The sequence below is a fragment of the Pseudomonas fluorescens group sp. genome (assembly GCF_020093335.1).
Lineage (GTDB): Bacteria > Pseudomonadota > Gammaproteobacteria > Pseudomonadales > Pseudomonadaceae > Aquipseudomonas > Aquipseudomonas petroselini.
Genome location: NZ_JAIOKW010000001.1, coordinates 394,070 through 409,981, shown reverse-complemented (window position 1 = coordinate 409,981; position 15,912 = coordinate 394,070). Strand labels below are relative to the sequence as shown.

The following is a 15,912-nucleotide window of genomic DNA, read 5'->3' as shown; positions in this document are numbered from 1 at the left end:
CATGGACGTTCGCCAGCTCGCCTTCCTTGCGCGCCAACCTTCTGCAGCCGTGAAAAGCCGTTCCAACTTCTTGGGCTTGCCCAAGCGCGGGCTTGCGTTGGTCTTGGCCAACGCCATGTTCTGGCAGCCATTGCTGGCCCAGGCGGACGGGATTGTGGTCAGTGCGCCGGGGACGACGCTCGGCCAGGCGGGCAACGGCGTGCCTATCGTCAACATTGCCGCGCCCAATGGCAGTGGGCTGTCGCATAACCAATTCCAGGATTACAACGTCGGTCAGCAGGGCGTGATCCTCAACAACGCGACCGGTCGGACCCAGTCGACCCAGTTGGGGGGGATCATCCTCGGTAACCAGAACCTCAATGGTACGGCTGCCAGCGTGATCCTCAACGAGGTCAACGGCGGCAGCCCCAGCCAGTTGCGCGGTTTCACCGAAGTGGCAGGGCAGTCGGCGCATGTCATCGTGGCCAACCCGTATGGGATTACCTGTAACGGCTGCGGGTTTATCAACACCCCGCAAGCCACGTTGACCACCGGTAAAGCGGTAATCGAAAACGGCCAGATCAGTCGCTACCAAGTCGATCAAGGCAGCGTGTCCATCGAAGGCGCAGGCCTGAACGCCAACAACATCGACCAGTTCGAAATCATCACCCGTTCGGCCAAGCTCAATGCCGAGATTCAAGCCAAGAACCTGACGATCATTGCCGGTGCCAACGACGTCGATGCCAAGACCCTCAAGGCCACCGCACGAGTGGCCGACCCAGCAACAGCCCCGCAACTGGCGATCGACTCTTCAGCCCTGGGCGGCATGTACGCCGGGGCGATCAAGCTGGTCAGCAGCGAAGCCGGTGTCGGGGTAAAACTCGATGGCAAGATGGCTGCCAGCGCAGGCGACATCCAGATCGACGCCAACGGCGACCTGACCGTTACACAAGTCGCCGCCGACGGTGCAGTGAACATAGAGGCCGTCAGCGCCAACATCCAAGGGTCGGCCTACGCCGGCACCACACTGGAGATGAAAACCCGAGGCGACCTGACCAGCCAGAACAACCTTGTCGCCAAGGACCGCATAACCCTCACCAGCGGCGGCCAGTTGGCCAACAATGGCATCATCGAAAGCGGAGTCAATCCCGATAACACCCGCAACACCAACGCCGATATCCGTATCAGCGCGCAGAGCCTCAACAACGCCGGCAGGAACATCATTGCCAGCCGTGACCTCGACATCACCACCACCCAGACCCTGAACAACCAGGGCGGCACCCTCAGCGGGCAGCGGCAGACCACCGTCACCGCCGGCACCTTCGACAACCAAAACAAGGGGCGGTTGCTCAGCACCGACCGTCTGACCTTGACCGCCGACAAGGCCGCGAACGGCCGGGACGGTCTGATCTCCAGCAACGGCGACCTGGTGGTGAACGTCGGTGCATTGGGCAATCGCGGTGGGGAAATCTCCAGCCTGGCCGATGTCACCCTGAATGTCGCCAGCCTCGACAATACGTCCGGCTTGATCGCGGCTGACAGGGGGCTCAGCCTCACTGCCAGCGGCGCGATCAATAACCGTGACGGCACCTTGTCGGGTTCAACCCTGGCGACCTTGGAGGCCGTCAGCCTGGACAATACCCGCGGGCAGATTACCGGCGATCTGGGCTTGAGCATCGACCTCAGCGGTGCCTTGGATAACCATGCTGGGACCCTGGGTTCCGGCAAGGCCTTGACCCTGGCCGCCGCCAGCCTCGACAACCGCGCGGCGGGCACGGTGCTGGCGGCGGACGGCACGCTGAGTGCCACCGTTCACGGCGCGCTGGACAACCGCGAACAGGGCAAGCTGCGCGCCACGGGCAGCATCGAGCTGACCACCGGCAGCCTGGACAACCGCGGCGGCAGCCTGGCGGGCAAGGACCACCTGACCGTACGCGGAGGGTCGGCGGACAATCGTGGCGGCCTGATCCAGGCCGACAAAGACCTCAAGCTGCTGGTCGATCAACTGGACAACCGCGACAAGGGCAACCTTGTCGCCAAGGCGGCCGTCGGCTTCGAAGGCACCCGCCTGGACAATAGCGGTGGCCTGCTCAGCGCAGTCGGCCCGGTCAGTCTCAAGGCCAAGGAGGTTGCCAACACCCAGGGCCGTATTGCCAGCCAGGGTGACCTCGAAGCCAGCATCGACAGCCTCAGCCAGCAGGGCGGGGCGCTGGTGGCCCAGGGTTCCATGCGGCTGACCGGCAAGAGCCTCGACAACCGCAATGGCGGCACGGTCGCCAGCACCCAGGGCCTGACCATCAATGTCGAGCAGATCGACAACCGTACCGGCGAGCTGTCCAGCACCCACAGCAGCGTCAGTGTCAGCGGGCAGCGTTTGGACAACAGCGATGGCGGCAAGCTGCTGACCGAGACTGATCTTGCCGTCGCAGTGGCGCAAGTGATCAACCAGAACCAGGGCCGGCTGTTCGCCAGGGGCAGCGTCAACCTGAACGGCAAGACCCTGGATAACAGTGGCGGCAACATCTCCGCCCTGCAGGGCCTGGATATCCGCCTCGATGGCGCGCTGCTCAACAACACCGGCTCGCTCAGCAGCGAAGGTGCGCTGGGCCTTACGGTCGGCAGCCTGGACAACACGGCCGGCAAGCTCGGCAGTGCCGCCGACCTGTCGATCGACAGTCTCGGCGCGGTGCTCAACCAGGGCGGGTCGATCCTCACGGACCAGGGCCTGGTGCTTGCCAGCGGCAGTCTCGACAACAGCCAGAAAGGCCTGATCAGCGGCGAGGGTGCGACCCGCGTCACCACCGGCACCCTGGATAACCACCAGGGTGGCCGCCTGACCAGTGGCGACCGCCTTGACTTGACGGCAACCCAGGTCAACAACGGCGCTTCCGGGCGTATTGCCAGTGCCAAGGATCTGACGGCCAACGTCACCGGCCTCGACCAACAGGGCGGCGAACTGTTCAGCAAGACCCAACTGAACCTGGACCTGCACAACGGCCGCCTGGACAACAGTGGCGGCCTGATCAACGGCCCGCTGCTGGTGCTGAAGAACCTCGACGTGGTCGTCAACCAGGGCGGTGAAATCTCCAGTGCCCAAGCCTTTGCCCTGGCCGCGAAAAGCCTCGACAACAGCAACGGCAAGCTGCTGAGCAACCAGGGCCTGACCCTGCGTATCGATCAGGCGCTGGGTAACATCAAGGGCCTGGTGGCCGCGGCTTCTCTCGACAGTCGTAGCGCCAGCCTGGACAACAGCCAGGGCCTGATCAGCAGCCGCGGTGCGGTCGACCTCGGCGTAAGCGGGGCGTTCATCAACCAGGGCGGCACCCTGGTGGGCGATGGCGCTATCCTGTTGACGGCCAACAGCCTGGATAACAGCAACGGTGCCGTTTCCGGAAAAGCCGATGTCACAGCGAACATTGCTGCTCTGGATAACCGCAACGGCAAGCTGATCGCCAGCAGCGCGCTAGCCTTGAGCGGCGCCTCCGTGGATAACCGGCTGAACGGCCTGGTAGGGGCGACAAAAGCGCTGACACTCGATGTCGACGTTATCGACAACCGCGGCGGTGAACTCTCCAGCAGTGCCGATATTCGCCTGACCGGCAAGCGCCTGAACAACAGCGACAGCGGCAAGCTCCTTGCCGATACCACGCTGACCCTCGAAATGGCCGAAGTGCTCAACCGCAATCTGGGACTGCTCAAGGGCAAGACCGGCGTCACGCTGGACGGCCAGGCCCTCGACAACACCGGCGGCCAACTATTCAGCGACCAGGACGCACGACTCACCCTCGGCGCTGACCTCGACAACAGCGCTGGCCTGATCGGCAGCGAAGGCCGGCTGGACGTCAGCAGCGTCGGGCTGACCAACACGGCCGGTAGTCTGTCGAGTGGCGGCGCGCTCAACGTCAAGGCCAACAGCACACTGGCCAACCAGGGTGGACGCCTGGTCAGCGACAGCAGCATCAACCTGAACAGTGCCAGTCTCGACAACACCCGGCTGGGAGTGATCAGCGGTAAAGGTGCGGTGACTGTCACTACCGGCGCCTACGACAATCGCACCGGCAGCCTGAGCAGCAGCGACAGCCTCGCCCTGACGGCAGGGCAGGTCAGCAACCAGAGCGGCCGCATCGGCAGCGACAAGGCCCTGGTCGCCAGCGTCACCGGCCTGGACCAGCAGGACGGCAAGCTCTTCAGCAACACGGCACTGACCCTGGACCTGAACAACGGCCAACTGAACAACCAGAGCGGCCTGATCAACGCGCCGTCATTGCGGCTCAACAACCTCAAGGGCGTGAACAACCAGGGCGGTGAAATCTCCAGTGCCCAGGCCTTCGTGCTGGCCGCCGACAGCCTGGACAACAGCAGCGGCAAACTGCTGAGCAACCAGGCCGTGACTCTGCGGATCAACCAGGCACTGAGCAACCTCAAGGGCCAGATCGCGGCCGCCGCGCTCGATATACGCAGCGCCAGCCTCGACAACAGCGGCGGTACCGTGACCAGCCGGGGCGCCCTCGACCTGACCACCAGCGGTCAACTGAGCAACCGCGACCAGGGCCTGATAAACGCCGCCCAAGCCCTGAGCGTCAGCAGCGCCGACCTCGACAACAGGGGCGGTACCCTGCTGGGTGCCAGCGCCGTGACCCTCAACGCCATGGCCCTGAACAACAGCGCCAAGGGCCTGATCAACAGCCAGGCCGGCCTGACGATCAACGCCAGCCGCCTGGACTCCGGCAATGGCGGCGAAGTCTCGGCCAAGGGCGATATCGACCTGAGCCTCGGCGCCCTGGCCCAGAACGGCGGCCGCCTGCTCGGCGACCAAGCCATCCGCCTCGACCTGGCGGGGGGAGATCTCGACAACCGCAACGGCCTGCTCAAGGCCAAGGGCCCCCTGACCCTCAATCATCTGCGTGACCTGAACAACCAGGGCGGCGAGCTGTCCAGCAACCAGAGCTTCAACCTCACCGCACGGACCCTGGACAATAGCGGCGGCAAGCTGATCAGCAGCAACCAGTTGGGCGTGGCCGGCGACAGCCTGTTCAACCAGGGCGGCCTGATTTCCGGTTGGCAGGGGCTGGCCGTCAACGGCGCGAGCCTGGACAACCGCAACAGCGGCACGCTGTCCAGTCGCAGCGGCAATCTTGATGTCAACGTCAGCGGTGCATTGATCAACAGCAATGCCGGTGCGCTGGTCAGCCAGCAAGCCCTGACCGTCAACGCGGCCAGCCTCGACAACAGCGCCGGCATTCTTTCCAGTGGCGCGGCCCAGCGCCTGACCGTCAGCGGTTTGTTGAACAACGCCCAGGGCGGCTCCATCGACAGCGCCGCCACCCTGACACTGCAAGCTATGAGCCTGAACAACAGCGGCAGCATCAGCGCACAACAGGCCCTGGATTTCACCGGCAGTACCCTGGACAACCGTAACGGTACCCTGAGCGGCAAGGCCGCAGTCAGCCTCGACCTGCTCGGCGCCTTGACCAACAGCAACGGCCAGCTCGCCAGCGGCGGACCACTGGTGATCAGCCGCAGCAGCCAGATCGACAACCAGGGCGGCCAACTCGTCAGCCAAGGGGGGCTGAGCCTGCTCACCGGCAGCCTGGATAACCGCAATCGCGGTACCGTCGCGGCCAATGACAACCTGGTGATCAGCAGCAGCGGTGCCGTGCTGAACAACAGTGACGGCCTGATCTACAGCCAGAACGCTGGCGTCCGTGTCGACGCTGCGAGCCTCGCCAACGGCAACGGCTCCCTGCAAGGGCAAGGTGCACTCAACCTGACGGTCAGCGGCGATATCGACAACCAGAGCGGTAAGCTGATTAGCCAGAATGGCGACCTCAGTGTCAGCGCGGCCAGCCTCGACAACCGTGGCGGCACCCTGGCCAGCCTCAAGGGCGCTTTCGAAGCCCATGTCGTCGGCGTGCTGAAAAACGGCTATGACCTGGCCAACAATCGCCAGGGCGGCATCATCCAGGCCCAGCGCCTCAACCTCAGGGCCCTTGGCGGGATCGACAACTACGGTGGGCGGATCGCGGCGCAAAGCGGCGATGCCCTGATCACCACCGCCGACTTCGACAACCGCAACGGCGGCCTGTACGCCCAGGGCCTGGTACAGGTCAGCGGCAACAACTTCGACAACAGCGGCGACAACGACGGACAGATCGCAGGCCAGCGCATCGACCTCAGCCTCAACGGCGCGCTGAACAACCGCCTGGGCGTTATTGAAAGCGACAGCAGTTTGAGCGTGCGTGCGGCCAGCCTCGATAACCAGACCGGCCAGATCCGTGCACTGGGCTCCGGCGGCAAGACCGACTTCCAGATCGGCGGCCTGTTCGATAACCGCAACGGCAAGCTGGAAACCGCCAACAGCGACCTGACCCTCAATGCCAGCAGCTTCCAGAATATGGGCGGCAGTCTGCTGCATGTGGGTAACGGCACCTTTGATATCAGCACCGCCAATATCACCAACGCCGGCGGCAGCCTGTTAACCCGTGGCGGCCTGACCTTGACGGCGGACAACTGGACCAACAGCAGCGTGATCCAGGCCGGGCGCCTGACGGTGAACGTCAACACCCTCAACCAGACGGCGGGCGGACAACTGCTGGCCTCGGACAGCCTGACCGGCAACGGTGGCAATTGGAACAACGATGGGCTGATCGCCAGTGACGGCACGGCCAACCTGACCCTGGCCGGCACCTATGGTGGTAACGGGCGCTACAGCAGCGTCGGCACCCTGGGCTTGAGCGCGGCCCAGGTAACCCTGGGCACTGCCACGAGCATTGCCGGTGGCGGGGATACCACGATCAATGCCGGTGGCCTGAGCAACGCCGGGCGCCTGACGTCCGGCGGTTCCATGACGGTCACCGCCAATAGTATCGGCAACACCGGCACGCTGGGAACGACCCAGGACCTGACGCTGAAGACGCCCACCCTGGTGAACGATCACGGCCTGATCTTCAGCGGCCGAAACATGGGCTTGCTGGTCAATGACTTCACCAACGACAACGGGGATGTCTACAGCATCGGCAACCTGAACATCTCGGGACTCAATGGCGGTCGCGCCAACAGCGTGACCAACCTGGCGTCCTCGATCAATGTCGACGGGGATTTCTCGCTGTCGGCGAACAGCTTCAACAACAAGACCGAAGGGGTTATCGGCAAAGAGCGGCTGGTGTCGGGCGATATCACGTTTAACGGCAGCACGTTCTATATCGCCGAAAACTACACCTCGGAGTCGACCATCAGCGGCACGCGAGCGAGCCTGGCGGTGGCCGGAAACATTGATGGCGATGTCGGCCGCTTTTCCAACACCGCTTCGACGATTTCTGCTGGCAAGAATATTCGCTTGAACGTGGATACCTTCGAGAACCTGGGGTTGGAGGCCGGCAACTTCGCCCGTAACCGGGTCTATACCGGCGTGCGCAATATCTTCACTAACAAAACTTACGCGAACGAAGCGCTGGACGCCTACGCGCGAAGATATTCCCAGTACGTCTACCGATACACCAAGACCGTGCATGAGCCCGACAAAGGCGGGACTCACACCGAACTCAACGATTACGGCAAACAAAAAACCACAACCGTGAACACCAAATTCGGTCAGGGACCGGATGTGGCCATTCCCGCCGGCATCCTGGCCGGCACCCTGAGCAGCGATAACAAAGTGTTTACCGCCGGGGGTGGCAGTGTCGCTTCGGTGGTCCAGGCCGGGCAGGCGATACAGATCAACGCCAAGAACACCATCGACAACAGCAACCTGCACGCCAATACCCAGTTCTCCGGGACGACGAAGACCGGGACCGGTACCCAGGTCGGCAGCGCGGCCAAGCCGACGGTCGTCTACCTGAACCCACAACTGCCGCCGAACCTGTCCCAGCAGCGGGTGGACCCCGTGGCGTCGCGGGGTTTCAGCCTGCCGGACGGACAAAACGGTCTGTTCCGCCTGAGCGGCCAGGGCGGTTCTGCGGCCCAGGCAAGCCAAACCAGTGCCGGGCCACAGAGCTGGAGCATGGGCAGCGCGACAGTCAGCAGTGCCCAGCGCCAACAGGGCGCGGATGACGTCCAGGCGCGCAACCTGCAGTTCAGCGATGCGGCGCGGATCGCCGCGAGCACTCTTCAACTCGAACAAAGTACCCGCCAGGCCACGGGCGCTGGGGTTTCCGGCAGCGTGATCAGTGTCAGTGCGCCCGGCGATTCCGGCAGTGTCCAGTTGCCGGGGCAGGCGGGCGTGGTTTCCACGGTGGGCAGCCAGGTCATCAATCGCGTGCAGGGCCTGCCGGACACTTCGGGCAGGTCCAACCCGCAGAAGTACCTGATCGAAACCAACCCGGTACTGACCGACCTCAAGCAGTTCATGAGTTCGGACTACCTGCTGGCGAACCTCGGTTACAACCCCGATCAAAGCGCCAAACGCCTGGGCGACGGTTTCTATGAGCAGAAGCTGATCCAGCAGGCGGTGGTCGAGCGTACCGGGCAGCGTTTCATCGACGGCCAGACCTCCGACGAAGCGCTTTACAAGTACCTGATGGACAACGCCATCAAGAGCAAGCAGCAGCTTGACCTGTCGGTTGGGGTCAGCCTGACCTCCCAGCAGGTCGCGGCGCTGACCCACGATATCGTCTGGCTCGAAGAGCATGAAGTGAATGGTGAGAAAGTCCTGGTGCCGGTGCTCTACCTGGCCCAGGCGACCAATCGCCTGGCGCCAAACGGGGCGCTGATCCAGGGCGCGGATGTGACGCTGATTGCCGGTCAGGATCTGCAGAATGCCGGGACATTGCGTGCAACGAACAATCTGAGCGCGATGGCGGGTAACAATATCGTCAACAGCGGCCTTATCGAGGCCGGCAATCGTCTGGATCTGCTGGCCAGCAACAATATCGTCAACAAGGCCGGGGGGATCATCTCCGGTCGCGATGTCAGCATGGTCGCGATCGGCGGTGATGTGGTCAGTGAGCGCACTGCCTCGACCACGGGTTACAGCATCAAGGGATATACCCAGACCCAGGACTATGTCGACAGCGCTGCACGCATCGAGGCAGCAAACGACCTGAGCATCAGCGCCGGGCGTGATATCACCAGCGCCGGCAGCGTGATGTACAGCGGCCGTGATACGACCCTTACTGCCGGTCGTGACGTCAACATTGTCTCTGCCGAGCAACACCGTAGCGAAGCCGGCCGGGGACAAAGCAGCGGCGTTAGCCAATATGGCTCCGACCTGATGGTCGGCCGTGACGTATCGGTAAGCGCCGGTCGTGATATCTCGGTGATTGGCAGCGATATCGACGCCATGCGGGATATCAGCATGAAGGCAGCCGAGAACCTGACCTTGAGTTCTGCAGCTGACGAAAGCCATTCCTACTCCAAGTCCAAGAAGCTCAAGACGCAAGAGGATCACGTCAAGCAGATCGCCAGTAACGTGACGGCGGGTGGTGATGTCGTGTTCAGTGCGGGTAAGGACATGACGCTGGTATCCAGCCGGATCAATGCTGGAGATGAGGCGTATCTGGTAGCGGGTGGGCAACTGGATCTGCTCGCAGCACAGGACAGTGACTATTCGCTCTACGACAAGAAAAAGAAGGGCAGTTTCGGCAAATTGCAGACCCGCCACGATGAAGTGACCCAAGTGACAAATGTGGGGAGCGAGATCAAGACCGGGGGAGACCTGACGCTAAAGAGTGGAGATGACCAGCGTTACCAGGTTGCAAAGCTTGAGAGCGGTAAGAATCTCACGCTGGACAGTGGTGGCAGCATTACTTTCGAGGGGGTGAAGGACCTTCATGATGAGAGCCATACCAAAACCAACAACAATGCTTTCTGGAACTCATCCAAAGGTAAGGGCCATACCGACGAAACACTTCGCCAGAGCCAACTGACGGCGGCTGGAGCAATCACCATCAAGGCTGTCGAAGGCCTGAAAATCGATGTCAGGGAGGTCAATCAGCAGACGGTCAGTCAGACCATCGACGCGATGGTCAAGGCTGATCCGAAGTTGGCATGGCTCCAGGAAGCCGAGAAGCGCGGTGACGTGGATTGGCGGCAAGTGAAGGAGATTCACGAATCCTTCAAGTACAACACCTCGGGACTGGGGCCTGCATCGCAGTTGATCATCGCGATTGCGCTGGCTGCGGTGATGGGGCCGATGATGGCCGGCTGGAGCACCATGGCCCAGGCGGGCGCCGTCAGCGTTGCGACCAAGGCGACCGTCAGCACCATCGATAACCGGGGCAACCTCGGTGCGATTTTAAAGGATGTCACGTCCAAGGACAGCCTTAAGGGTTATGGCGTTTCGATCGCGACGGCGGGTGTGGCGCAAGGGCTCAACTACAGCCCCGGCAGCATGGGTTTCGATCTTCAAAGTGCACAGACTGTTGCCTTGAAGGTGACCGCGGATGCGGTGATCAAGACCGCGGTGTATGGCGGTAGCTTCCAGGACAACCTGACCAGCTCGGCGATGGGTACTGCCGCCAGTATTGGTGGGGCAATCGGGGCCGGGAAAATCGGTGATCAGGGACTGCCCGAAGGTGGATTGGAAAAGATCCTGTTGCACGCGGGTCTTGGTGGCCTGCTGTCCAAGGCCATGGGCGGTGATTTCCGCACGGGTGCCATTGCCGGTGGCGCCAACGAGCTTTTAGTCGGGCTGTTGGGCGACCAGCTCCTGCCGGAAAACCTGGTAAAGGGCTCCCCTGAATATATCCGGGCCGAAGCGAACCTGATGGCGCTCTCGCAGATTGCCGGTGTGCTGGGGGCGGTAGCATCCGGTGGTGATTCCGCCATTGCGTCCTCGGTGGCAGCGAATGCCACCCAGTACAATTTCCTGGGAAATCATTCGCAAGCCGTGCGTGATCGAGCGCGTAACGAGTATGAGGAAACTGGAAGCCTCGACGCCGCCAGGAAGTTGTCCACGCTTGAGGGCGCTGATCATCGTAGCGATGATTTGCTGGCCAAGTTCCATAACGACCCCACCTCCCTATCCGCTGCGGAAACAAGTGAGCTGAAGGCCTATCTTCAAGTCTATGCCTACGAGACGCAGCTCAAGTATGGCCCTGAAGTTGCCGCGTCCAGCGTCAAGATGCTGATAGAGAATGGACCGGTTCCTATCCGTGATTATCCGTTTGCGGGCACGACCGAGGCGAAAATCGCCTATGCCGATGCGTTGCGTGCAGTGGACGGTGTCTCTGTACTGAATCCGTTCTGGAGCCGAGAACAAACGGCCAACGAGATGGTGTACAGGGATGCGCAAGGTTATTTGCGCATCAGCAACGAACAGCAGGGCCTGGCAAACATCGGGACGCCGGCGATTTACGCACTGTCAGGTCCGTTGGGTTCGGCTATTCGTATCGCCGCAGCTGCCAATGGAGTATTGCAGGCGGGTTACGGGGGTAAACAGGTCATCGACGGCGATACCTGGAACGGTCTCGGGAACATCGTCGTCGGAGCCCTGGGGGCCGCGAGCGTCAAGTTTCCTGGTGGTGTGACCGGCGTTGCAAGCAACGAGCTCAAGGGCGTTGTGGCGAGCGAGCTGCGCGGTCCTTGCTGTTTCGCGGCAGGCACGATGGTTGCGACCCCGTCAGGGGATCGCGCCATCGATACGCTCAAGGTCGGCGAAATCGTCTGGAGTAAACCTGAACACGGCGGTGAACCGTTTGCCGCGGCCATCCTGGCAACCCATGTGCGCACGGATCAACCGATCTATCGCCTGAAGCTGGAGAGTATTCGTAAAGACGGTGCGGCGGAGGGCGAAACGCTGTTGGTGACCCCGTCGCACCCATTCTACGTTCCAGCCCAACACGATTTTGTCCCAGCCATCAATCTCAAGCCTGGCGACTTGCTGCAGTCGCTGGGAGACGGCGCCAGCGAAAACGTCTCGACTCGGGTCCAGTCCCTGGAGCTGTTCCAGCCGGTGGGTAAAACGTTCAACCTGACAGTTGATATCGGGCATACGTTCTATGTTGGCAAGCTGAAGACCTGGGTCCACAACACTGGGCCATGCAAATTGCCCCAGATTACCCTCAATCGCCAAAATGGCATTGAGTTTGAACGGCAAGTCATCAGTGCCTTTGATGATATGGGCGGGGTGAAAAATACCAGCCTGGTAACTGTCGAGCTGGCTAACGGCGCAAAAGTAACAACGATTCCTGATATGTGGGGGAAGAACGTAGGGGGGATGTTGGAGATCAAGAATGTACTCAATCTTTCAATGTCCAACCAGTTGCGTGCGCAGGTCAAGGTCGCACTCGATACCAGCCAACCCTTGAATATTGTGGTCAGCTCCAGAACAAATGGTATTTCGAGGGAGGTGATGCGCCAGGTGGAGAGCACGGGGGGGGAGGTTTATAGATACAATCCTGTCACGCGTGAATTGACGAGATTTTGAAGACATATGAAGCCTTACGTGCAGATCGCAATCAGGACGAAGTCTGAAACTATTGGATGGGGAGTTGGAGAGGCGTTCATTGCGTCGTTAAGCCGGGATGGGGGCGTACTGGTTCCAGAGCAGGTGTCGCACAACGCGGATAAGTTCGTGGAGTCTTTCATGGGCATGGCCGCGAGTGAGGCGTGCTGGGCGTCCAAGGCGGCCATACGGATTAATGGCGCATTGTCGGACTTCTACCAAGACTTTGCCTGGCGGAGAAAAAAAAAGGTTAAAGGCTCTGGGAGCGTTGTTCATACTGCGCGCAACGCCCGGGGGCAGGTGGTTCCAGGCGCAATCAGCTATCGCTCGGCCAGTAGCGAGAGAGTCGATTGGTATTCACTCTTCAAAACATGGTGTGAAATTTTTCCTCCTCAACTTGGAATGCTGCACCTTTTCAGTGAACCCGAACTCGGCCCTCATGAGAAAAATAATAGTTTTCAGATCGGCTCATTCAAGTCAGCTTTGAACCCGGACGTGCCGAATATAGGTTGGGCCATGTTCTACGGCGATGAGTTCGCTGAAGAGGTCGATTTTGAGCGGATTGCTGCAGCAGGCTTTCCTATTGAAAAGCTTAATAAGGGCTATCTTGTAACGGTCACAGAGAATATCCAGGATGTGGCAAGTAACTTCTCACTGTTCTCAAAACGCCGGGGTGAGCTTAAGCGTCTGTTTCGAGAAGATTTTTTCTTGATAAAAACTGAGCCATCCATTGATTGATCGCTGCGTGTCCGTTACGCAAAGCGGCACAACCAGCTGCTCAGGCTGCAGGTGAATGGGGCTCCATGGTTTGTAGAAAGGCTGATCAGACCAACAGCCTGCCCGACAACGCCTAAAGACTCTCAGGATCGCCAAAAAACATTTTTACTGGGCTCTAGGGCGGTAGTTACAGCCTGAAAAAAACGAATTATGCCCCCAGTTATGCCCCCATTCACACCGGGCGTACGAGCGATCGCGAACGGCGTTTGCCGACACGGACCTGGGTGGCCGTGGCTGGTATTCAGTGCGCCTCCATATACTGGATGAGCAACCCGAATGGGGCAAATCCGTGGTCGCTCGGAAGAGGGTTCTGAGTTGATATCCCTAAGCGGACTTTTCGGGTCTGTCTCTCTGCATCTATCCAGAAATTGGCTCGCGAGATGCTCATGCTCTGCGCGATGTTGCAATACGCGGTTGCCAGGGGGATCGATCCGCGTGTCCATCGCCACCAGGCGCCTAGACACGGAATCAGCATTGAGACGGTGCCGCTGATCTCCGATATTCGGAGGCGCTTTTACAGGCTGCTGTGGAGGGCGCAGGGACCATTCTGACGCCTGATTGGCAGGCCGGGGCGGCGGTGCGCGATGGCACGCTTGTACAAATATTGAGGCAATGGGAAGGCCCGGCACCGGGTGGGATCTATGCCGTGATGCCCCCGGGGCGATTGGTTCCGACGAAGACAAGGGTGTTTGTCGATCAAATTACCCATGCGATTCAGGCGGCCTGGGAGCAGTAAAAAGAGATCCCCAATTAACAAAATAAAATTGTGTTTGTGAAAAATTTATATTGATTTTTTTTAGGTTGGTTCGGCTTTAGCATAAATCCACCTTCAAAAAACGTCGGGCAGCGACCACGGTGTCCGGCACCACAAACCAATAAAAATTGTTATCGGAGTCCTGATGAGTCTTTCTCCTTTCCACCTCGCAATCCCTGTGTATGACCTGGCAGCTACGCGCACCTTTTACGGTGAGGTATTCGGCCTTGCCGAAGGCCGCTCAAGCGAGCAGTGGGTAGATTTCGATTTCTACGGCCACCAGTTGGTCATCCATGAACACCCGAAAACTGCTTCTCAGGAAAGCGTGCACAGCAACCCGGTAGACGGCCACGACGTACCGGTTCCGCACTTCGGCATCATTCTGGAATGGGCTCAATGGGAAGCACTGGCCGAGCGTTTGAAATCCTTCGGTACCAAGTTTGTTATCGAACCTTACATTCGCTTTAAAGGCCAAGTCGGCGAGCAAGCCACCATGTTCCTGTTCGACCCGTGCGGCAACGCGCTTGAGTTCAAAGCGTTCAAGGATATGAGCCAGCTCTTCGCAAAATAATAAAAATCTGGAGCACGTTAAAGCGTGCTCCAGAAAACATAAATGAGCTGGAAGCTCATGAATCTAGCTACTGCCGTCACGCAGTCCTTTCATTCCAACAAAAAGGCTAGACATGAAACGTATCCCCTTAGTTTGGCAAATCGTTGCCGGGCTGTTGCTTGGCGTGCTCGTGGGTTGGTATTTCAATACCCACCCGGAAAATCAAGTGTGGGTCAGTACCGAGATCCTTAAACCGCTCGGTGATATCTTCATCAAGATGATGAAGATGGTCGTCGTGCCGATTGTTTTCTGCTGCATGATCCTCGGCATTGCCGGGGGCGGTGATAACAAATCGTTCGGGCGCATGGGCGCAAAGTCGTTGATCTACTTCTTTGCAATCACCAGCCTCGCCATCGTGCTCGGCTTGTGCTTCGCCAACCTTTTCGAGCCGGGTAAAGGTACCGAAATCGCGGGTATCGCCCACAATGCGGCAGCCGTGCATATGGAGCCGTCGAAAGGCGCGCTGATCATCCTGCAAAACATCGTGCCCGATAACGTGATTGTCGCGATGTCGGAAGCGAAGTTGCTGTCGGTGTTGTTCTTTGCCGTGCTGCTGGGTATGGCCTTGAACACGTTGCCTAAAGAGAAAAGCGCACCGGTCATTGCGGTAGTGCAGGGTTTCTCCGACGCCATGTTCAAAGTCGTGTCGTTTGTCATGGCCTATGCACCGATTGGTGTATTCGGCATGATCGGGGCCACGGTGGCGACCTTCGGATTTGCCTCGTTGCTACCGTTGCTCAAGCTGATCGGCGTGGTGTACCTGGCGCTGATTACCTTTGCGCTGGTGATGCTTGGCGGTATTTGCTACTTGATCGGCGAAAACGTCTTCAAGTTGATCAAGTACTTCCGCGATGAGCTGATCCTGGCCTTCTCCAGTGCAGCCTCTGCGGCGGTCATGCCGCAGTTGATGACCAAACTGGAGGCCTATGGCGTGCCTCGGCGCATCGTCAGCTTCGTGGTGCCGGTGGGTTATGCGTTTAACCTGGACGGTGCTTCGATCTTCCTCGGGGTGGCGACGATCTTCATTGCCCAGCTCTATGGCATCGACCTGTCACTGACTCAGCAGATTTTGCTGGTGGTCACGATGGTGCTGACGTCCAAGGGCGCTGCGGGTGTACCTGGGTTTGCCATCATCATTCTGTCGGCCACCTTGGCATCTGCCGGGCTGCCGCTGGAAGGGGTCGCGTTGATTGCCGGGATCTTCCGGATCATCGACAGCGGCACTACCACCTTGAACGTGCTGGGTAATGCAATTGCACCCCTGGTTATCGCCAAGTGGGAGAAAGCACCCTTGGAGCGAAAAAGCGCTGTAGGGGGCGAACAGAACGCTTAATCAGTGACACACAAGAGCCTTCCACGTTAACCGCGTCGAGGGCTCTTTTTTTGACTGATAAACCAATAAGAAGATGT

General features: G+C 59.9%; 5 protein-coding genes. All 5 read left to right on the top strand.

The features are described 5' to 3' along the window. Window position 1 precedes the first annotated feature (1 nt). The 5 genes from K7431_RS01960 to K7431_RS01940 all read left to right on the top strand — a co-directional run bounded on the left by K7431_RS01960 (window position 2) and on the right by K7431_RS01940 (window position 15,835). The gene (locus tag K7431_RS01960; protein WP_012724354.1) at window positions 2-12,343 is read left to right on the top strand and encodes a two-partner secretion domain-containing protein; all 12,342 of its coding nucleotides are present in this window, start codon (window positions 2-4) and stop codon (window positions 12,341-12,343) included. A gap of 18 nt (window positions 12,344-12,361) precedes the next feature. Next, entirely contained in the window at window positions 12,362-13,099 is a 738-nt protein-coding gene (locus K7431_RS01955) for a hypothetical protein (protein WP_224265895.1), read from the top strand. A gap of 565 nt (window positions 13,100-13,664) precedes the next feature. After that, entirely contained in the window at window positions 13,665-13,874 is a 210-nt protein-coding gene (locus K7431_RS01950) for a hypothetical protein (RefSeq protein ID WP_029612650.1), read from the top strand. A 163-nt stretch (window positions 13,875-14,037) separates the two neighbouring features. After that, window positions 14,038-14,463: a VOC family protein gene (locus K7431_RS01945; RefSeq protein ID WP_010656575.1), complete on the top strand. Its 426-nt coding sequence runs from the start codon at window positions 14,038-14,040 to the stop codon at window positions 14,461-14,463. Between the two features lie 112 nt (window positions 14,464-14,575). Then, window positions 14,576-15,835 carry a cation:dicarboxylate symporter family transporter gene (locus K7431_RS01940; RefSeq protein ID WP_012724352.1) on the top strand — a complete coding sequence of 420 codons (1,260 nt, stop codon included), beginning with the start codon at window positions 14,576-14,578 and terminating at the stop codon, window positions 15,833-15,835. Window positions 15,836-15,912: the final 77 nt, after the last annotated feature.

Bases quoted from the DNA above. Each gene is read 5' to 3' on its own strand.
- K7431_RS01960 (WP_012724354.1), top strand. From the start codon at position 2: ATGGACGTTCGCCAGCTCGCCTTCCTTGCGCGCCAACCTTCTGCAGCC.
- K7431_RS01945 (WP_010656575.1), top strand. From the start codon at position 14,038: ATGAGTCTTTCTCCTTTCCACCTCGCAATCCCTGTGTATGACCTGGCA.
- K7431_RS01940 (WP_012724352.1), top strand. From the start codon at position 14,576: ATGAAACGTATCCCCTTAGTTTGGCAAATCGTTGCCGGGCTGTTGCTT.